General features: G+C 71.8%; 18 protein-coding genes. 10 read left to right on the top strand and 8 right to left on the bottom strand.

The genetic code is table 11. The features are described 5' to 3' along the window. Positions 1–976 precede the first annotated feature (976 nt). From BEK98_RS15905 to BEK98_RS15890, 4 genes are all read left to right on the top strand, one after another. Positions 977–2383 (top strand): MFS transporter, encoded by a 1407-nt coding sequence (locus BEK98_RS15905; RefSeq protein ID WP_094217169.1) that lies wholly within the window; start codon positions 977–979, stop codon positions 2381–2383. Between the two features lie 62 nt (positions 2384–2445). Then, on the top strand, positions 2446–2919 hold the full coding sequence (locus BEK98_RS15900) for a DUF2771 domain-containing protein (protein ID WP_094217168.1): 474 nt from the start codon (positions 2446–2448) through the stop codon (positions 2917–2919). Next, positions 2892–3638, top strand: a complete 747-nt coding sequence (locus BEK98_RS15895) for a futalosine hydrolase (RefSeq protein ID WP_094217167.1) — start codon at positions 2892–2894, stop codon at positions 3636–3638. The genes BEK98_RS15900 and BEK98_RS15895 overlap by 28 nt, the downstream gene beginning before the upstream one ends. After that, a complete protein-coding gene (locus tag BEK98_RS15890) occupies positions 3628–4476 on the top strand; it encodes a 1,4-dihydroxy-6-naphtoate synthase (protein WP_094217166.1) in 849 nt (282 codons plus the stop codon). Before BEK98_RS15895 ends, BEK98_RS15890 begins: the two co-directional genes overlap by 11 nt. Positions 4477–4490: 14 nt before the next feature. On the opposite strand, the gene BEK98_RS15885 is transcribed toward BEK98_RS15890, so the two are convergent. Together BEK98_RS15885 and BEK98_RS50855 are read right to left on the bottom strand one after the other, a co-directional pair. Further along, positions 4491–5000 (bottom strand): hypothetical protein, encoded by a 510-nt coding sequence (locus BEK98_RS15885; RefSeq protein ID WP_094217165.1) that lies wholly within the window; start codon positions 4998–5000, stop codon positions 4491–4493. Positions 5001–5018: 18 nt separating this feature from the next. Beyond that, complete coding sequence (locus tag BEK98_RS50855) at positions 5019–5402, bottom strand: cold-shock protein (RefSeq protein WP_094217164.1); 384 nt, start codon at positions 5400–5402, stop codon at positions 5019–5021. Between the two features lie 163 nt (positions 5403–5565). On the opposite strand from BEK98_RS50855, the gene BEK98_RS15875 reads away from it, so the two are divergent. Beyond that, positions 5566–5817: a hypothetical protein gene (locus tag BEK98_RS15875; protein WP_094217163.1), complete on the top strand. Its 252-nt coding sequence runs from the start codon at positions 5566–5568 to the stop codon at positions 5815–5817. Here BEK98_RS15875 and BEK98_RS15870 read toward each other — a convergent pair. Further along, positions 5793–6428, bottom strand: coding sequence for an HAD family hydrolase (locus BEK98_RS15870; protein ID WP_094217162.1), 636 nt, complete (start codon positions 6426–6428; stop codon positions 5793–5795). The genes BEK98_RS15875 and BEK98_RS15870 overlap by 25 nt on opposite strands. 34 nt (positions 6429–6462) lie before the next feature. Beyond that, on the bottom strand, positions 6463–7476 hold the full coding sequence (locus BEK98_RS15865; RefSeq protein ID WP_094217161.1) for a hypothetical protein: 1014 nt from the start codon (positions 7474–7476) through the stop codon (positions 6463–6465). A gap of 254 nt (positions 7477–7730) precedes the next feature. Between BEK98_RS15865 and BEK98_RS15860 the strand changes: the two genes are divergently transcribed. The 4 genes from BEK98_RS15860 (at position 7731) to BEK98_RS15845 (ending at position 14310) form a co-directional block, all read left to right on the top strand. Further along, positions 7731–9359, top strand: coding sequence for a hypothetical protein (locus BEK98_RS15860; RefSeq protein WP_143684116.1), 1629 nt, complete (start codon positions 7731–7733; stop codon positions 9357–9359). 169 nt (positions 9360–9528) lie between these two features. Next, positions 9529–11157 (top strand): hypothetical protein, encoded by a 1629-nt coding sequence (locus tag BEK98_RS15855; protein ID WP_143684115.1) that lies wholly within the window; start codon positions 9529–9531, stop codon positions 11155–11157. A gap of 98 nt (positions 11158–11255) precedes the next feature. Next, positions 11256–11705 carry a carboxypeptidase regulatory-like domain-containing protein gene (locus BEK98_RS15850; RefSeq protein WP_167444176.1) on the top strand — a complete coding sequence of 150 codons (450 nt, stop codon included), beginning with the start codon at positions 11256–11258 and terminating at the stop codon, positions 11703–11705. Between the two features lie 67 nt (positions 11706–11772). Continuing rightward, entirely contained in the window at positions 11773–14310 is a 2538-nt protein-coding gene (locus BEK98_RS15845; protein ID WP_094217157.1) for a helicase C-terminal domain-containing protein, read from the top strand. Positions 14311–14337: 27 nt separating this feature from the next. Here BEK98_RS15845 and BEK98_RS15840 read toward each other — a convergent pair whose 3' ends face one another. Next, complete coding sequence (locus tag BEK98_RS15840; RefSeq protein WP_094217156.1) at positions 14338–14877, bottom strand: hypothetical protein; 540 nt, start codon at positions 14875–14877, stop codon at positions 14338–14340. 149 nt (positions 14878–15026) lie between these two features. On the opposite strand from BEK98_RS15840, the gene BEK98_RS15835 reads away from it, so the two are divergent. Further along, positions 15027–16670, top strand: a complete 1644-nt coding sequence (locus BEK98_RS15835) for a DNA repair helicase XPB (RefSeq protein ID WP_094217155.1) — start codon at positions 15027–15029, stop codon at positions 16668–16670. Between the two features lie 53 nt (positions 16671–16723). Here the strand turns inward: BEK98_RS15835 and BEK98_RS15830 are convergent, their stop codons facing one another. The 3 genes from BEK98_RS15830 to BEK98_RS15820 are packed head-to-tail and all read right to left on the bottom strand — an operon-like array spanning position 16724 to position 18423. Beyond that, positions 16724–17020, bottom strand: a complete 297-nt coding sequence (locus tag BEK98_RS15830) for an SH3 domain-containing protein (RefSeq protein ID WP_094217154.1) — start codon at positions 17018–17020, stop codon at positions 16724–16726. After that, positions 17017–18222: a glycosyltransferase 87 family protein gene (locus tag BEK98_RS15825; RefSeq protein WP_425276607.1), complete on the bottom strand. Its 1206-nt coding sequence runs from the start codon at positions 18220–18222 to the stop codon at positions 17017–17019. Before BEK98_RS15825 ends, BEK98_RS15830 begins: the two co-directional genes overlap by 4 nt. Positions 18223–18240: 18 nt before the next feature. Beyond that, on the bottom strand, positions 18241–18423 hold the full coding sequence (locus tag BEK98_RS15820) for a hypothetical protein (RefSeq protein ID WP_094217152.1): 183 nt from the start codon (positions 18421–18423) through the stop codon (positions 18241–18243). Positions 18424–18718 lie beyond the last annotated feature (295 nt).

Here is an 18718-nt window from a genome sequence, read left to right as displayed (position 1 = left end):
CCCACCCACCCGCCTCGGTCAGCTGCGAAGTGGACGCGGTGTTCCGGCTCGGTCGGCGGCAAGGTGACCCCCCTCGTTCCGCCTCGGTTCGGCGGCGAAGCGGCCCCCGCGTTTTGGCTCGATCGGCCGCCAAGAACCCCCGGCATCCCGCCTCGATCAGCCGCCAAAAACCCCGCATCCCGCCTCGGACAGCCGCCAAAAACCCCCGACGTTCCGGCTCAGTCAGCTGCCAAAAACGCCCCGCACCCCGCCTCGGACGGCCGCCAAGAACCCACGGCGTTCCGGCTCAGTCGGCTGTGAAGCGACCCCGGCGCTGCGACTCGGTCGGCTACGAAGCGATCCCCCGCGTTCCGGCTCGACCGGCCGCCAAGAACCCCCGGCATCCCGCCTCGGACAGCCGCCAAGAACCCTCCGCACCCCGCCTCGCAGGGCCACCAAGAACCCCCGGCACCCCGTCTCGGACAGCCGTGAAGCGACCCCGGCGCTGCGGCTCGGTCGGCTGCGAAGCGATCCCCCGCGTTCCGCCTCTGTCGGCGGCGAAGCGGCCCCCCGCGTTCCGGCTCGATCGGCCGGCAAGAACCCCCGGCATCCCGCCTCGATCAGCCGCCAAAAACCCCCGCCGTTCCGGCCCAGTCAGCTGCCAAGAGGCCCCGCGTTCCGTCTCGGACGGCCGCCAAAAACGCCCCGCACCCCGCCTCGCAGGGCCACCAAGAACCCCGGCACCCCATCTCGGACAGCTGTGAAGCGACCCCGGTGCTGCGGCTCGGTCGGCTGCGAAGCGGCCCTGGCATCCCGCTCGGTCGGCTGCAAAGAGGCTCCCGCGTTCCCGCTCGGTCAGCTGTGAAGCGACCCCGGTATCCCGGCTCCGGCGGCTGCCGAGTAGCCCCGGCATCCCCGCTCGGTCCCCCGCGTAGTCGGGCCCGCAACCGACTCGCTTGGTTTCAAACCGCACTATCGGGCGGTGTCTCGGGGCACTATGAACCACGTGGCAGCCGCGGACAGGGGGAGCGTTCGAGGTGGCGGTTCGGGCCGGGTCGGCGGTGCCGTCCGCGCGGTGGGGCGTGCCCTGCACTTCCCGGTGACCGGTACCGCGCGCGGGATCCGGAAGGCCACGCACGCCCATGGTGCGGGCGAGTCGGGGCTGGGCAAGCTGATCGAGCTGCACGCGGTGAACGGCGCCGGGGATGTCATGATCACCATCGCGCTGGCCTCGACCGTGTTCTTCTCCGTGCCGACGGATGAGGCGAGGGGGCGCGTCGCGCTCTATCTCGCCATCACCATGGCCCCCTTCACCGTCCTGGCCCCGGTCATCGGGCCGCTCCTCGACCGGCTGCCGCACGGGCGGCGGGCCGCGATGGCCGCGGCGATGTTTGCCCGGGCGCTGCTCGCGCTGATCATCTCGGGTGCCGTGGCCAGTGGGAGTCTGCAGCTGTATCCCGCCGCCCTGGGGGTGCTGGTCGCGTCGAAGGCGTACGGGGTGGTCCGCAGCGCGGTCGTGCCCCGGCTGCTGCCGCCCGCGTTCTCTCTGGTGAAGGCCAACTCCCGGGTCACCCTCGCCGGACTCCTGGCCACCGGCGTGGCCGCGCCGATCGGGGCGGGGCTGCATGCCGTCGGGGACCCCTGGCCGCTGTACGGCGCCTTCGTGATCTTTGTTGCAGGGACGTTCCTGTCCTTCTCCCTGCCGCCCAAGGTGGACTCCGCCAAGGGCGAGGACCGGGCCCTGCTCGCCGCCGACGAGGAGCATCTGCACGGGCCGCACCGCAAGGAGACGATCAGGCGACGGCCCGGCCTGCGGACGGTCGGGCCCGCCGTCACCCATGCCCTCGGCGCCAACGCCGCTCTGCGCTGTCTGTCCGGCTTCCTGATCTTCTTCCTCGCCTTCCTGCTGCGCGAGCACCCGCTGACCGGAGAGAGCGCGGCGGTCTCGCTGGGGATAGTGGGGGTCGCGGCGGGGGCGGGGAACGCGCTCGGTACGGCCGTCGGCGCCTGGCTGAAGTCGAAGGCGCCGGAGATCATCATCGTGACCGTCGTCGCCGTGGTGCTGGGGACGGCGATCGTGGCCGCCGTGTTCTTCGGGGCCTTCCTCGTGGCCTGTCTGGCCGCCGTCGCCGGGTTCGCGCAGGCGCTGGCCAAGCTGTCCCTGGACGCGCTGATCCAGCGGGACGTGCCCGAGCTGGTGCGGACGTCGGCGTTCGCGCGGTCCGAGACGCTGCTCCAGGTGGCCTGGGTGTTCGGCGGCGCCGTCGGCATCGTGATGCCCCTCAACGGCACCCTCGGCCTCACGGTCGCCGCCGTCATCGTGGCCGCCGGCTGGCTGACCACGCTGCGCGGGCTGCTCGCCTCGGCACGGCACGGCAGCAGGCCGCGGGCGCGAGTGGCGTAACGAACCGGGCACGCCGCACCCCACATGGGCGGCGGGCTCCGGGTGCCCGATAGCCTTCGGCCATGACCACGCTGCAATCCGCACTGCGACGCCGCCGCGCCGTCGCCGCCGCCGGCGCCGTTTCCGCCGGACTGCTCGTCCTGTCGGCCTGCGAGAAGCCGTCGCCCGTCGCGACGATCACCGTCGGCCGGAACTCGGTCAACTCCGAGGCCCTCTGCTACAACGACGGCAAGGCCCTGGACGCCGCGTCGCTGGCGAAGTGCGCCAAGAAGGCCGAGGACATCGAGTCCATCAAGGTGGACCCGGACGAGACCGTCCGCTTCGGCGTCGACCCGAAGATCGCGGACGCCGGCTGGATCCTGCTGGTGAACGGCCGTCAGTTCACCGACGTGAGCAAGAAGACCTACACCACCATCCCTGGCAGCGCGTTCTTCAATGCCCAGTACGGCACCCAGGGCAACAGCAACACCGTCTCCATCCAGATGGGCCAGCAGCCGGCCAAGGGCCTGTGGTCCTTCAAGCTGAAGAAGGCCTGACCACGCCCTCCGTACGCGTTCTCGTAGCCACCGCCGTCCCGGCCGAACGGGATGCGGTGGCCCGGGCGTTCCCGCAGGCGGGTGAGGAGGTACGGCTGCCGGGGGTCCGTCTGGTCCGGACCGGCGCCGGGTACGACCTGCTGGCCGCCGGTGTCGGGCCCGCACTCGCCGCCGCCTCCACCGCCACCGCGCTCACCGCCGCCGCCCTCGACGGCAGCCCCTACGACGTCGTCGTCTCGGCCGGGATCGGCGGTGGCTTCCAGCCCGGGGCACCGGTCGGCTCGCTCGTCGTCGCCGACGCGATCACCGTGGCCGATCTGGGCGCCGAGACCGCCGACGGCTTCCTCCCGGTCACCGAACTCGGCTTCGGGACCGTCACCCACCGGCCGCCGATATCACTCGTACGAGGCGTGTCCGAGGCCACCGGCGCCCGTCCCGGCACCGTCCTGACCGTCTCCACCGTCACCGGCACCGCCGCCCGCGCCGCCGAGCTGCGCGCCCGCCACCCGCAGGCCCTCGCCGAGGGCATGGAGGGGTTCGGCGTGGCCGAGGCGGCAGCCGCGCACGGGGTGCCCGTGCTGGAGATCCGCGCGGTGTCCAACCCGGTCGGCCCGCGCGACCGCGCCGCCTGGCGCATCGGCGACGCGCTCGCCGCCCTCACCGAGGGCTTCGGGAAGCTCGCGCCCGCATTGGAGAGTTGGAACACGCATGACCAGTGATGCGATGCAGATCGCCTACTCGCCCTGTCCGAACGACACGTTCGTCTTCGACGCCCTCGCCCACGGCCGGGTCCCCGGCGCCCCCGCGCTGGACGTGACCTTCGCCGACATCGACATCACCAACGGCATGGCCGAGCGCGGCGAGTTCGACGTGCTGAAGGTGTCGTACGCCGTGCTGCCGTACGTCCTGGACGAGTACGCGCTGCTGCCCTGCGGGGGCGCGCTGGGGCGGGGCTGCGGGCCGCTGGTGCTGACCCGGGAGGCCGGGACCGACCTGACGGGCCGTACGGTCGCGGTGCCGAGCGAGAAGTCGACCGCGTACCTGCTGTTCCGCCTCTGGGCCGCGGACACGCTGCCGGCCGGGGTCGGCGAGATCGTCGTGCTGCCTTTCCACGAGATCATGCCGGCGGTGCGGGACGGCAAGGTGGACGCCGGACTCGTCATCCACGAGGCACGCTTCACGTACCAGAACTACGGGCTGCACAAGCTCGCCGACATGGGCGAGCACTGGGAGCGCACCACCGGGCTGCCGATCCCGCTCGGCGCGATCATCGCCAAGCGGTCGCTGGGCGCCGAGACCCTCGGCCGGCTCGCCGACTCCGTCAAGGCGTCCGTCCGGGCCGCCTGGGACGACCCCGAGGCCTCCCGGCCGTACGTCATGGAGCACGCCCAGGAGATGGACCCGGCCGTCGCCGACCAGCACATCGGGCTGTACGTCAACGAGTTCACCGCCGACCTCGGCGAGGACGGCTATGCGGCGGTCCGCGGGCTGCTCACCCGCGCGGCGGCCGAAGGGCTGCTGCCGCCCCTCGGCCCGGATGCGCTCGACTTCCCCTGAGCGGTCGGGCCGGCTCAGGCCTCCGGGCCGGCGGGCTCCCCATCGCCGTCGGCGAGGGGTGTGGCGGCCGGCCACTGGGCCAGCGACAGCATCCCCAGGACTTTGCGGATGAGGAAGCCGGCCAGGGGCAGTTCGACGAGCACCGCGAGCGCCGCCGCCAGCCACACGTCCGGGGTGCCGAGCGCGAGCGACACGTCGAACCAGGCGTCACAGACCAGCAGCGCTCCCGTCGCGACGGCCGCTATGACGACGGCCCGGTGCCGACGCCAGCCGAGGAAGGCGGTGGACGCCATCGCGAGCACGAGCAGGACGTCGAATCCGACCCAGGTCGCGCGCCACTGGCGGACCGTGTACCCGCTCGGCAGCGTGCACGCCAGCAGGATCGTCCACGGAACGAGACCGACGGCGCAGACGGTGAGCAGTTCCAGGGTGTGCCGCCGCTGCCGCCGTATCCGCTCCAGCAGCTCGGGGGCCGGGGTCCTGGCCGCGGCCCCGTCGCGGGAGTCGGTTCGTATGTCGCTCAAGTCGGCTGTTCCAGGGGATTACACATCCAGCTGGTCGGCGACCGCGCGCAGCAGCCCGGCGATCTGCTTGCCGGAGGCCTTGTCCGGGTAGCGGCCCTTCTCGAGCATCGGCGTGATGTTCTCGAGAAGAGTCGTCAGGTCCTGCACGATCGAGGCCAGCTCGTCCGGCTTCTTGCGCTGCGCGGCCGCGACGGACGGCGTCGGGTCGAGCACGGTCACGGAGAGGGCCTGGTCACCGCGCTGACCGGCGACGACGCCGAACTCCACGCGCTGTCCCGGCTTGAGCACATCGACTCCGGCGGGGAGAACCGAGGAATGGACGAAGACGTCACCGCCGTCGTCGCGGGAGAGAAAGCCGAAGCCCTTCTCGCTGTTGAACCACTTGACCTTGCCGGTAGGCACGTCTGTCCTCGTCCTCGTACTCGTCGGAAAACTACTCGGAAACGGCTCTTGATAGCACTAGAGCGGGTCGACCATGACCCGCCGACATCAAGGCTAATGGTCTTCGGGCGGGTGACAAGACGTCCCCCGGTTGTTCTCTTGCGCTGGGAACTACCCTGGTCCGGTGCGTGACAAAACCCAAACGAATTCCGCCGGGCCCGGTGACCGACTGATCCGCGCCGGTGCCGTGGTGTTCTTCATCGGGGCCGTGGCCACCCTCGTCACGGTGGCCCCGCTGTTCCTCGGTGCGAAGCCTTTTCCGACGTACATGTTCGGTCTGAGCATGCTCATGGCCGTCGGCTTCCTCGTCGCCGGCGCGGGTGTGCTGCGTTCCGTCGCCGCCGGGCGGCGTCAGGCGCGGGGCGCCTCGCGGTAGGCGGCCAGCCAGGCCGGGAAGGCGGAGAGGTCGTCCAGCACGACGTCCGCCCCCGCGGCACGCAGTTCGTCGCCGTCGCACGGTCCGGTGGCCACGGCGACCGACAGCGCGCCCGCCGTACGGGCCCCGCGGACGTCTCCGACGTGGTCACCGACGTACACGCCCGCGCCGTACTCGCGCAGAGCCTCCGCCTTCCGCTCGGCCCACAGGTCGCCCACGACCACGTCGGGTTCGATGCCCAGGTGGGCCAGGTGCAGCTTGGCGTTCGGCTCGTACTTCGCCGTGACCACCATCGTGCGCCCACCGGCCGCCCGTACCGCGTCCATCGCCTCCCGCGCGCCCGCCATCGCGGGCGTCGCGGCGATGGCTATCGAGGGGTACATCTCGCGGTACAGATCGGCCATCGCGGCGACCTCCTCCGGCGGGAACCAGTTGACCAGCTCCTCCACGAGCGGGGGTCCCAGCCGGGTCACCGCGAGGTCGGCGTCGATGTACGTCCCGGTCCGCTCCGCCAGCGCCAGGTAGCAGGCGTGGATGCCCGGGCGGGAGTCGATGAGGGTCATGTCGAGGTCGAAGCCGATGGTGAGGGCGGGGGCCGGGGTGGGCGTCATGGGGGACATTGTGCCGGGTGCCGCCGACACCCCTCTAACGCTTTCTCTGTGACCGCCAGACCAGGAACAGGGCCGAGGCCACGGCCGCACCCCGGACCACCCAGGGCCAGGTCTCGGCCAGGGCGTCGTTCATGTGGCCCTGGGGAATGGGGGTGCCCCAGCGGCCGGTGTTACGGCCCCACAGCCAGAGCAGGCCTGACGCCAGGGCCAGGCCGGGGACGCCCAGTACGGCCCACTTGGTCTCCGCGGGGGTGAGGCGGCGCGAGCCGTAGGCGATCAGCCAGCCCAGGACGAGCGCGAACCAGTTGCCGAGCACGGCACCGGCGACCAGTGCGGCGGCGGCCAGCAGGAGGAGGGGGTTGGTCCAGCCGGCGGCGGGTCGTGGGAGCAGGCGGCGGGCATGTGAGGAGGCCGGTGCGAGTGCTTTGCGGGCGAAGAGGCGGCGGCGTGGGGCGGCTGCCTGCTCCGTCACCTCCGGCGGCTCTTCCTGCTGGGGCTCCGGCTCCTTCCCCTCCGTCTCCTTCTGCGGGCGCTTGAGGAGATCGGGGATCTCCACCCCGCCCACGAACCCGGGTACGACGTCACCAGCCGCCGTACCGAACGGGCTGCCCTCCACCCGCCACCAGTCCGGGTGCGTCGCGCTGTCCCCCAGCTCGTCCGCGGCGGCGAGATGCGGCGGGGACGGGGTGGTGCGCGGCTCCGGCTCGGCGGGGCGCGGCCGGGGTACGACCCGGCGCAGCCCCTTGGGGCGTTCCTGCGGCCGTGGCTCCGGCTCCCGCTGTACGGGCACGGCGGCGGGCGACGACTGCGGCACCCCCGTGGTGCCTCCCGCGGCCTCGACCACCTCGTCCGGGGTGCCCAGCCGGTCCAGGATGCGGCGTACGGCGGTGGGGCTGTCCACCGCCACCTTGGCCCGGTGCCGGTCGATCTCGTTGCGCAGCTCCGACACCAGCCGCATCCGCGCGGACGACGGCAACTGCCGCTGCTGAGCGATGTCTCCGACGCGGCTCAGATACTCGTAGACGACCTGATCGCTTTCGATCCCCACGGAAACCCCTCCGGGGCAACGGCGATGACACCCCGTTGGACGACGGTACCGCGTGCGTGTGGGTGCCCGGCGCCGCGCCTTCAACCGGCCGTCCGCCGGTACCACTTCGGTGCTCCCTCGCCCAAACAGCCGTTCAGGTGGACCTAGGTGAAATGTTCGCTAGGTCGCCAAGTTTCTGAATGTCCTTTCTCTCATGCTGTGCGTGATCTTCTCGCCGGCCACCCAGGCCGCGGAGCGAAGAGAGGAAACCTGTCTTGACGACCAGACGGAGAGCGCGCCGCGTCCTGCCGGCCATGCTGGCCGCGCTCGCGCTGACCCTGGGCCTGCCTCAGGCTGCCGGGGCGGCCGCTCAGCCCAGGATGGAAGGGAAGCCGCTCAAGGCGACCCACAAGATCCACCTGTCCCGACCGAAGTTGGTCAACCCGACCGGGCACGCCGAGCCGAAGGTTCACAAGAGCCAAGGGCCCCTGCCCACCATCCCCCGCAAGAAGCTCGCCGAGCTGAAGGCCGAGGCCGCGAAGAAGCCCGGGGTGCGCAAGCCGGAACAGAGCGGCAAGAACAGCGCCAAGAAGCTGGCGCCACCGCCGAGCCAGGGCAGCTTCGAGGGCCTGAGCCAGCCCTGCTGCGTCCGGCCGCCGGACACGCACGGCGCCGTCAGCCGCGGTTACTTCGTCGAGGTCACGAACGGCGCCGGGGTCGGCGTGTACAACAAGTCGGACGGCAGCCTGCTGAAGAACGTGTCGCTCGCCAGTTTCTTCGGCTACACCGCTCAGGAGATCTTCGACCCCCGGGTCGTCTACGACAAGAAGTGGAACCGCTGGGTCATCTCGGCCGAGGCGTTCCAGGAGGACCAGGACGTCCAGAAGGTGTTCTACGCGGTGTCCACCAGCTCGAACCCGCTGGGCTCGTGGTACATCTACACGTTCGACCCGCCGGAGGAGCCCGGCACCGGCGACTTCTACGACTTCCCGCAGCTTGGGTACGACCAGGACGCCGTGATCGTCACGGCGAACATCTTCCGCCCCGGGGAACTCGGGTTCAACTACATCGGCTCCCGCGCCTTCGGCATGGCCAAGGCCGACCTGTACAACGGCCGCTTCACCGACTTCCGGTACTTCGACGTGGGCCTCACGGGCACGGTCGCACCTCCCATCGTGGAGGACGACAACGCCAACGCCTTTCTGGTGGCGGCCTACCCTGGGGCCGACCACCTGACCTTGCTCAAGGCCACCGGCCTGGGCCGCAGCAACGGCACCATCGTGCAACAGCCCGACGTGCCGGTGACCAACTACTTCGTGCCGCCGAACGCCCGCCAGCCCGGTACGGACAACGTTCTGGACACCCTGGACGCCCGGTTCCAGAACGCGAGTACGCAGATCGGCAACCAACTGCTCAACATCCACACCGTCAGTGGCGGGGATTACCCGCTGCCGAAGTGGTATCAGATCAACACCGACACCAGCACCGTGCCCAGCGGTCAGTTCGGTTTCGTGTTCGAGGGCGGTTCCTCGGAGGACTTCAACCCGTCGGTGGCCGGCTCGGCCGTGGGCGGCACCGCGGAGAACCCGATCGGCCGGATGTTCTTCACATGGACCTCGACCGACGCGTTCGGTGCCCCCCACCAGGCGCGGGTGAAGAGCGGCGGCCGGCTCGCCACCGACCCGGTCAATGTCGCCGGAGGCAACACCCACGCCGAGGCCTCGACGTTCTACGACCCGTCACCCGACACCGTCGAGCGCTGGGGCGACTACTCCTCAGTCACCATCAACCCGTCCGCGACCAGCACCTGCCCCGTCGGCAACCGTGCCTACGTCGTGAACGAGCGTCAGATCAACACCACCGACTGGGGCTCGCGCATCGGCAGGCTCGGCTTCTGCGGCTAGCCGGCGAACAGGCGGCGGCGTGGAGCTGCCGCCTGTCCCCCAACAGCCGTTCAGGTGGAATTGGGTGAAATATTCCCGAGGTCGCAAAGTTTCCGAATGTTCTCTCTCATGCTGTGCGTGACCTGCTCGCCGGCCGCCGAGGCCGCGAAGCGAAGAGAGGAAGTCTGTCTTGACGACCAGACGGAGAGCGCGCCGCGTCGTACCAGCGATGCTGGCCGCGCTCGCGCTGAGCCTGGGCCTGGCCCAGGGGACCGGGGCGGCGGCTCAGCCCAATCATGAGGGGAAGCCGGTCAAGGCATCCCAAAGGGTTCACCTGTCCAAACCGAGGTTGGTCAACCCGACCGGGCAGGCCAAGGCGAAGGTTCAGAAGAGCCAAGCTCCCCTGCCCACCGTTTCCCGCCAGAAGCTCGCCGAGCTGAAGGCCGAGGCCACGAAGCATGGCGCGAAGAACCGGCCGAACATGCACGGCGGGAACAGCGCCAAGATGCCCGGCGGGAACAGCTCGAAGATGCTGAAGCAGCCCTCGCAGGGCAGCTTCGAGGGGCTCAGCCAGCCCTGCTGCCTCCGGCCGCCGGACACGACCGGCGCCGTCGGCAAGGGCCAGTTCGTCGAGGTCGTGAACGGCGCCGGCTTCGGCGTGTTCAGCAAGTCGGACGGCAGCCTGCTGAAGCAGGTGTCGTTCGCGAGCTTCTTCGGCTACAGCGCTCAGTCGATCTTCGACCCCCGGGTTCTCTACGACAAGAAGTGGAACCGGTGGGTCATCTCGGCCGAGGCGTTCCCGGAGAGCAGCACGGTCCAGAAGGTGTTCTACGCGGTGTCCACCAGCTCGGACGCCACCAAGTCGTTCCTCATCTCCACGTTCGACCCGCCGGAGAACCCCGGTGACTTCTACGACTTCCCGCAGCTGGGGCTCGACCAGGACGCCGTGATCGTCACGGCGAACATCTTCGACTCCGGGCTGAACTACGTCCGCACCCGCGCCTTCGGCCTGGCCAAGGCCGACCTGTACAACGGTATCGGCACCGGCTTCCTCTACTTCGACCTGGGCACGCCGGGCACGACTGCGCCTCCCGTCGTGGACGACAACAACGCGAACGACTTCCTGGTGTCGGCCAAAACCTCGGACAACCATCTGAGCCTGTTCAAGGCCACCGGCCTGGGCCGCAGCAACGAAGACATCGTGCAACTGCCCGACGTGCCGGTGACCGCCTACACCGTGCCGCCGGCCGCCCGCCAGCCCGGGACGGCCAGCCTGCTGGACAGCTCGGACTCCCGCTTCTCGCAGAACAGCACGCAGATCGGCAACCAGCTGCTCAACATCCACACCATCAGTCTCGGCGGGCTCCCGACCCCGAGGTACTACCAGATCAACACCGACACCAGCGCGGTGACCACTAGTGGCATCGTGACCGAGTCCGCGACATCGGACGACTTCAACGCGTCGGTGGCCGGCTCCCCCGTGGGCGGCAGCGCGACGAACGCGATCGGCCGGATGTTCTTCACCTGGTCCTCGACCCAGGTGAACAGCCCCACCCACCAGGTGCGGGTCAAGAGCGGCGGCCGCCTCCGCACCGACCCGACCGACGTCACCGGAGGCAACACCCACTCCACGGCCTCGACGTTCTACGACCCGACGGGCGACCCCGTCGAGCGCTGGGGTGACTACTCCGCCGTCACCATCAACCCGTCCGCGACCAACACCTGCGCCGTCGGCAATCGTGCCTACGTCGTGAACGAGCGCCAGATCAGCACCACCTCGTGGGGCTCGCGCATCGGCAGGCTCGGCTTCTGCAGCTAGCAGGCAGGACCGGACACCGCTGACACACCCCAGGGCGGAGGGGGTGGCCACCGTGCCATCCCCTCCGCCCTTTCGTGCTGTCTGCCTACAGTGGAACCGTGCTCCCGCATCGCCGCCGCTCCGCCCGGCGGCCGCCGGGCGGTCTGGTCCTCGCGCTCGTGGCGCTGACCGTGCCGGTGGCGCTCGCCGCGTGCTCCGAAGCGGTCCCGAACGGGCCGGGCAGCGCCTCGGCGGACGCCCGGTCCGGGGTGAAGGGCGTTGTCCTCCTGTGGCCGACCTGCCCCGTGGAGGGCGCTCCCGGGAGCCGGGACTGCGGCAGCAAGCCCGCCGACGCGACCGTGCGGGTGCGGGACCGGTCCTCGGACACCGAGGTGGCAAGCGTGCGCACCGGTCCGGACGGCCGGTTCCGGGTGCCGCTGCGGGCCGGTACGTACGAGGTACGGGCGGCCCGGGCCTCCGGTACCGGGTACTGCGCCCCGGTCGACGTCACCGTCCGCCCCGACGCGTACACGGAGATCACCATCAGGTGCGACACCGGTCTGCGCTGACTCGGCGGGCACCTACGACACCGCTGTGCCCGCCCCGGCGGCTGCCCTGTCGGCTACCGTTGGCCGGATGAGCCCCGAGGCCCCCTCAGCCCCCCGGTCCCTGGCGGAAGCGCTCCGCGCGAGGGACGACGCCTCGCTGGCCGCGCTGCTGCGCAGCCGACCCGACCTCATCACCCCCGTCCCCACCGACCTCACCCAGCTCGCCACCCGTGCCGGCACCCGCGCCTCGGTCCTGCGGGCGCTGGAGCGCCTCGACCGGTTCGCGCTGCAGACCGCGGAGGCACTCGCCGTGGCCCCGGAACCGGCGTCGTACGACACCCTGCTCGGTCTGATGGCGGGGGACGTCCGGGACGACACCGTCGCCGCCGCGCTGCCGCGCGCGGTGGCCACCCTGCGCGAACAGGCCCTGGTGTGGGGCGACGACGAACGGCTGCGGCTGGTGCGGACCGCGCGGGAGCTGCTGGCGCCGTCCGCGCAGCACCCCTCCCCGACCGGTCTGGGCCCGAGTGTGCAGGAGGCCACCGCGGGCATGTCCCCGGGGCGGATCCAGGAGATCGTCGGCGCCGCCGGGCTGGCATCGACGCACGACTCGGTCTCCGCCGCGGCCGGGCTCACCGCCCTGTTCACCGACCGGAAGACGATGGCCGCGCTGCTCGCGAAGGCCCCGGAGGCGGCCCGCGAGGTGCTGTCCCGGCTGGTGTGGGGGCCGCCGTACGGGCAGGTCACCGCCGAGCCGGCCGCCCATCTGCGCTGGCTGCTGGACCGCGGCCTGCTGCTGCCCACCGCGCCCGGCACGGTCGTCCTGCCCCGCGAGGTCGCCCTGCACCTGCGCGAGGGCCGCGCGCACCGGGAACCCGAGCCGCTGCCGCCCGCCGTCGAACCGGCCGGCACCCATGCTCCGCAGATCGTGGACGCCACCGCGGCCGGGCAGGCCTACACCGCGCTGGCCACCGTCGAGGAGCTGCTGAAGGACTGGGACGAGGGCGGCCCGGCCGTGCTGCGGGCCGGCGGGCTGAGCGTGCGGGACCTGAAGCGGACCGCCGTCGCCCTCGACGTGCCCGAGCCGGTCGCCGCCTTCTGGGTCGAGCTGGCGTACGCGGCCGGTCTGCTCGCCTCCGACGGCGAGGCCGACGAGCGGTACGCGGCCACCCCCGCCTACGACGAGTGGCTGGAGCGGCCCCCCGCCGAGCGCTGGGCCCGGCTCGCCGAGGCCTGGCTGGCGGCCACCCGGACACCGGGGGTGGTCGGCGGCCGGGACGCGAAGGACCGTACGTTGTCCGCGCTGGGGCCGGGACTCGACCGGTCCGCCGCGCCCGAGGTACGGCACCGGGTGCTGACCCTGCTGGCCGGGCTCCCGCACGGCGCCGCCCCCACCGCCGAGTCGGTGCTGGCCCGGCTGCGCTGGGAACGGCCGCTGCGCGGCCCGCAGCGGGACGGCGACGGTGCCGACGACCTGCGCTCACGGCTCGCCCGCTGGACCCTCTCGGAGGCGGAGCTGCTCGGCGTCACCGGGCGCGGGGCGCTGTCGGCGCAGGGGCGGGCGCTGCTCGGCGCACCCGCGGCCGCCCCGGCCGCCGCCCCGGAACCCTCCGGGCCCGGCGACAAGCTCCCCGTCCACCACCGCCCGGCCGCCCTCCACGAACCCCTCTCCACCACCGAGCAGGCCGTCGCCACCGCCGCCGCGGCCCGGCTCCTCGCGCCCCTGCTGCCCGAACCCCTGGACCACGTCCTGCTCCAGGCGGACCTGACGGCGGTGGCCCCCGGCCCGCTCCGGCGTCCGCTCGCCGACATGCTCGGGGTCCTCGCGGACGTCGAGTCCAAGGGCGGGGCGACCGTCTACCGCTTCACCCCGGCCTCGGTCCGCCGCGCCCTGGACGCCGGCCGGGCCGCCGCCGACCTGCACGCCTTCCTCACCGCCCACTCCCGTACGCCGGTCCCGCAGCCGCTCGCCTATCTGATCGACGACGTGGCCCGCAAGCACGGCCATCTGCGGGTGGGCGCGGCCTCGGCGTACGTCCGCTGCGACGACGACGCCCTGCTGAACGAGATCCTCGCCGACAAGCGGGCCGCCGCCCTGCGCCTGCGCCGCCTGGCCCCGACCGTCCTGGCCGCCCCGACGGACCCGGCCACGCTGCTGGAGGGCCTGCGCGCGATGGGCTTCGCGCCCGCCGCCGAGTCCGCCGAGGGCGACGTCCTGATCACCCGCGCCGACGCCCACCGCACCCCGCCGCGCACCGCGCCCGAGCCGGTGCCGGACGGACCGCCGCCGCCCGACACCACGCTGCTGTCGGCCGCGATCCGCGCGATCCGGGCGGGCGACCTGGCCGCCACCGCCCCGCGCAAGCCGTCGGGCAGCGCGCTCGCGGGCGGTGAGCTGCCCCGCACCAGCTCCGCCGAGACCCTGGCCACCATGCAGGCCGCCGTCCTGACCGGCGAGTCCCTGTGGATCGGCTACGTCAACGCCGAGGGCACCGCCAGCCAGCGCGTCATCGCCCCGATCCGCGTCGAGGGCGGTTTCGTGACGGCGTACGACCACACGGCCGACGAGGTACGGACGTATCCGCTGCACCGGGTCACGGGGGTCGCGGAGCTGGCGGAGGAGTAGGGCCTGTCCCGGCCGGTGCGGGCCCGGTCAGCAGTCCTTGACGGGAGCGTCGGCCGGCAGGCCGAAGTGCTTGCGGGCGGCGGCCTCCAGGTCGCCGGCCGGCACCGAGTCCGCGGGGTCGGGCTCGGCGAAGAAACTGAAGTGGTCCGCCACCCACTCCGCGTTCCTCTCGCCGTCCGGCGCCTCCTCCCGCGACAGCACGCGATAGCCGCCGTGCGCGTCCCGCCGCAGGCGCACCACCTGCGGAACGTCGTCGCCGGCGCAGTCCACCAGAGCGCCCTTCCGCACCCCGTACTCCATGCAGAGCGTGGTCACGCCGGCCCGTACGACGCCGTCCTTCTCGTCGAGGTCCCGCATCCTGGCCCCGCAGAACCACCGCGCCCGGAGAGCGGGCTGTGTCTCGCCGTACCCGTTGCCCTTCGAGTCCGCCACCAGCCGGGCCTCGATCACCGGCCGCACCTCGCTCCACAGGTGCTGGTCGACGCCCGCCGGCCACACCGCCCAGGCCCCGGCCGCCACCAGCACCGCCGTGGCTCCCAGGCCGATCCCCCACCTGCGTACCGACATCGCCCCGCGCTCCTCACCGCCGCCGCGGCCCCGCGCCGCTCCCGCGCTTCAAGACCCGCGTCGGGGGCACATGGTTGCGGCGGCCCCGCCCTGATCATCCGCCGGTAGGGCACACTGGACGTTTGGCCGTGCTGAAGGGAAGTCGCTAGGTGAACGGACCGCTGATCGTCCAGTCGGACAAGACCCTGCTCCTGGAAGTCGACCACGAGCGGGCCGACGACTGCCGGCGTGCCATCGCGCCCTTCGCCGAGCTGGAGCGGGCCCCGGAGCACATCCACACCTACCGGGTCACGCCGCTCGGCCTGTGGAACGCGCGGGCCGCGGGGCACGACGCCGAGCAGGTCGTGGACGCGCTGGTGCAGTACAGCCGCTACCCGGTGCCGCACGCGCTGCTCGTGGACATCGCCGACACGATGGACCGGTACGGGCGGCTCACCCTCAGCAAGCACCCCGCGCACGGACTCGTCCTCACCACCACCGACCGGCCGGTGCTGGAGGAGGTGCTGAAGTCCAAGCGGATCGCCCCGCTGGTCGGGGCGCGGATCGACCCGGACACCGTGATCGTGCACCCCTCCGAGCGCGGGCAGATCAAGCAGACGCTGCTGAAGCTGGGCTGGCCGGCCGAGGACCTCGCCGGGTACGTGGACGGCGAGGCGCACCCGATCGAGCTGCTGGAGGACGGCTGGGCGCTCAGGCCGTACCAGAAGCAGGCCGTGGAGAACTTCTGGCACGGCGGGAGCGGTGTGGTCGTGCTCCCCTGCGGCGCCGGAAAGACGCTGGTCGGCGCCGGGTCCATGGCGCAGGCGAAGTCCACCACCCTGATCCTCGTCACCAACACCGTCTCGGCCCGGCAGTGGAAGCACGAGCTGGTGAAGCGGACCTCGCTGACCGAGGACGAGATCGGCGAGTACAGCGGGACGAGGAAGGAGATCCGCCCGGTCACCATCGCCACCTACCAGGTGCTGACGACCAAGCGGAAGGGCGTCTACCCGCACCTGGAGCTGTTCGACTCCCGCGACTGGGGTCTGATCGTCTACGACGAGGTGCACCTGCTGCCGGCCCCCGTCTTCAAGTTCACCGCCGACCTGCAGGCCCGCCGCCGCCTCGGCCTGACCGCGACCCTCGTGCGCGAGGACGGCCGTGAGTCCGACGTCTTCTCGCTCATCGGGCCGAAGCGGTTCGACGCTCCCTGGAAGGAGATCGAGGCGCAGGGCTACATCGCGCCCGCCGACTGCGTCGAGGTCCGGGTGAACCTGACCGACGCCGAGCGGCTCGCGTACGCCACCGCCGAGACCGAGGAGAAGTACCGCTTCTGCGCCACCACCGAGACCAAGCGGAAGGTCACGGAGGCGATCGTCCGCCGGTTCGCCGGGCAGCAGATCCTCGTCATCGGCCAGTACATCGACCAGCTGGACGAGCTGGGCGAGCATCTGAACGCCCCGGTGATCAAGGGCGAGACGTCCAACGCGCAGCGCGAGAAGCTCTTCGACGCGTTCCGTGAGGGCGAGATCAGCGTGCTCGTGGTGTCGAAGGTCGCCAACTTCTCCATCGACCTGCCGGAGGCCACGGTCGCCGTCCAGGTGTCCGGCACCTTCGGCTCCCGCCAGGAGGAGGCCCAGCGCCTCGGCCGGGTCCTGCGCCCCAAGGCCGACGGCCACCAGGCCCACTTCTACTCGGTCGTCGCCCGCGACACCATCGACCAGGACTTCGCCGCCCACCGCCAGCGCTTCCTGGCGGAGCAGGGGTACGCGTACCGGATCGTCGACGCGGACGAGATCCTGGCGGGGGGCTAGGCGAAGGCCGGGCTGGGGACTCGGGACGCGCGGTCCCGAAGGGGGAGTACGGCCTAGAAGAAAGCGTGCTCCTCCATCCAGCCCTTGGTCTTGCCGAACTTGCCGTAGTACCAGCTGCCGTGCTTGGCGGTGCAGTACACGCGCACCTTGTTGCCCGCGAACACGGACTTCTTCACCTTGGACTTGAAGCTGGGGCTGGTGTACATGTCGGCGTGGTCCCACTGGACCACCGGCAAGGTCGCGTCCTTGATGTTCTCGGTGCACGCGGAGGAGCCGACGGCCGATGCGCTGGGCGCGGCCATGAGGGTGGCTCCGAAGGCGAGCGCGGTGACGGCGGTCAGACCGCTCACCGCCTTTCGGAACGGAAGCGTCGAGAAAGGCATGCCAGTTTCCCCGTTTGCTCGGTCGAATCGATCTGACGGCTGATCATGCTGTCATACGAGCCGATCAAGCCCAGCGCCAGGAGGGGGTAAGCGGCCGCCAACGGCTGCTGCCACCACGGGAGTTCCAGGTCCAGGTCGCCCTCGTGCGGCACCAGCCACATGGTGCGGGCGGTGAAGACGAGGGCCACCAGTGCCGCCGTACGGGTACGGCCCTCCGCCAGCAGCACGGCCAGCAGCGGGACGCACCACACCCAGTGGTGGGTCCAGCTGATCGGGCAGACCAGCAGGGCCGTGAACGCGGCGAGCAGGACCCCGTGGCCCTCCCGGCGGGCGCGGGCGGCCAGCGACAGGCCCACCACGGCCGCCAACGCCGCCGGAAGTGCCCAGGCAAGGCCCGGCGTGGAGTCGCCGAGGACCCGTGCGACCAGCCCTCGCAGGGACTGGTTGTCCACGATCCATGCCTTGCCCACCCGGCCGGTCTCGTACAGGCGGCGGGTCCAGTAGTCGGTGCTCGCGGACGGCAGCAGCAGGGCGCCGAGCAGGACCGTGCCGGCGAAGCCGGCCGCCGCCGTGGCCGCCTCCCGTTTGCGTCCGCGCAGGAACACGTAGACCACGAACACCGCCGGGGTGAGCTTGATCCCAGCCGCGACGCCGAGGGCCAGGCCCTTGGCGCGGGCGCCCGGCGGCCGGGTCAGGTCCCACAGGGCCAGGCAGGCCACGGCGAGGTTGACCTGGCCGAACAGGAGCGTCTGGAAGACCGGCTCCAGCCAGAGGGCGAGGGCCGTGCACGCGCAGAGGAGGGGCAGGGGCAGAGGGCGGGCCGCCAGACGGGCCGAGAGGGTGACCAGGCCGGCGAGCAGGAGCGCGTTGCCCGCCAGGAAGGCCGCCTTCAGCGCCGGGACGGGGAGCCAGGTGGCCGGGACGAAGAGGATCGCCGCGAAGGGTGGGTAAGTCGCCGGGAGCCGCCACTCGGTGACCGTGAAGCCGTACAGGTCGCCGCCGTGCGACGCGGCAGCGCCCTCGGCCCGGTAGACCAGCAGATCGGACATCGGGGCCCGCTGCAGGACGCACAGGGCCGTGAAGGAGCAGAAGGAGACCGCGAGGAGGAGCAGGGACAGCAGGACGGGGGACAACAGGGCAGGGCGGGACGCCACCGTCCGTTTCGGCACGGAGGTGACCCTATGCCGCTACTTACGGTGTATGCCCGCTTCCTCGCCGTACTCGCCGAGGATCACGACGCTGAACGCGGCCTCCACGAACACCTTGACGGCGCGCAGGGCGTTGCCCAGGGGGTGGTGATGCGGGCCGTCCACGGCCGTGGCGCCGGACGGGGGGCGGACAGAGGCTGGATGGATGGTTGCTGCGCTCATGTCTCCATGGTGGAACTTCGGACCCCCCTCGCGCATCGGTCTGCGGAGCCAATCCCGGAGGCCTCCGCGTAGCTCTCCGGGTGGACCCCCACCCCTACGCCGGGCGGGCCCCATCCCCTAGGGGTCGCCACCTCCGGAGGACCCGCGAGGAAATTCATTGGCCTCCTCCTGTCCACCCCACCTACAATCTCCGCTCTTGCCCGCCTCCCCACGGAGTGCCGCCGCCCGGACGGAAACCGGGCGGCCCCCAGTCATGCCAAGAGGCTCCCCGCCACGCCCAGAGCAGATCCGGAGG

It is taken from the genome of Streptomyces diastatochromogenes (assembly GCF_002242805.1).
In the GTDB taxonomy this organism is placed as follows: domain Bacteria; phylum Actinomycetota; class Actinomycetes; order Streptomycetales; family Streptomycetaceae; genus Streptomyces; species Streptomyces diastatochromogenes.
This window is presented reverse-complemented; position numbering and strand designations above follow the sequence as displayed.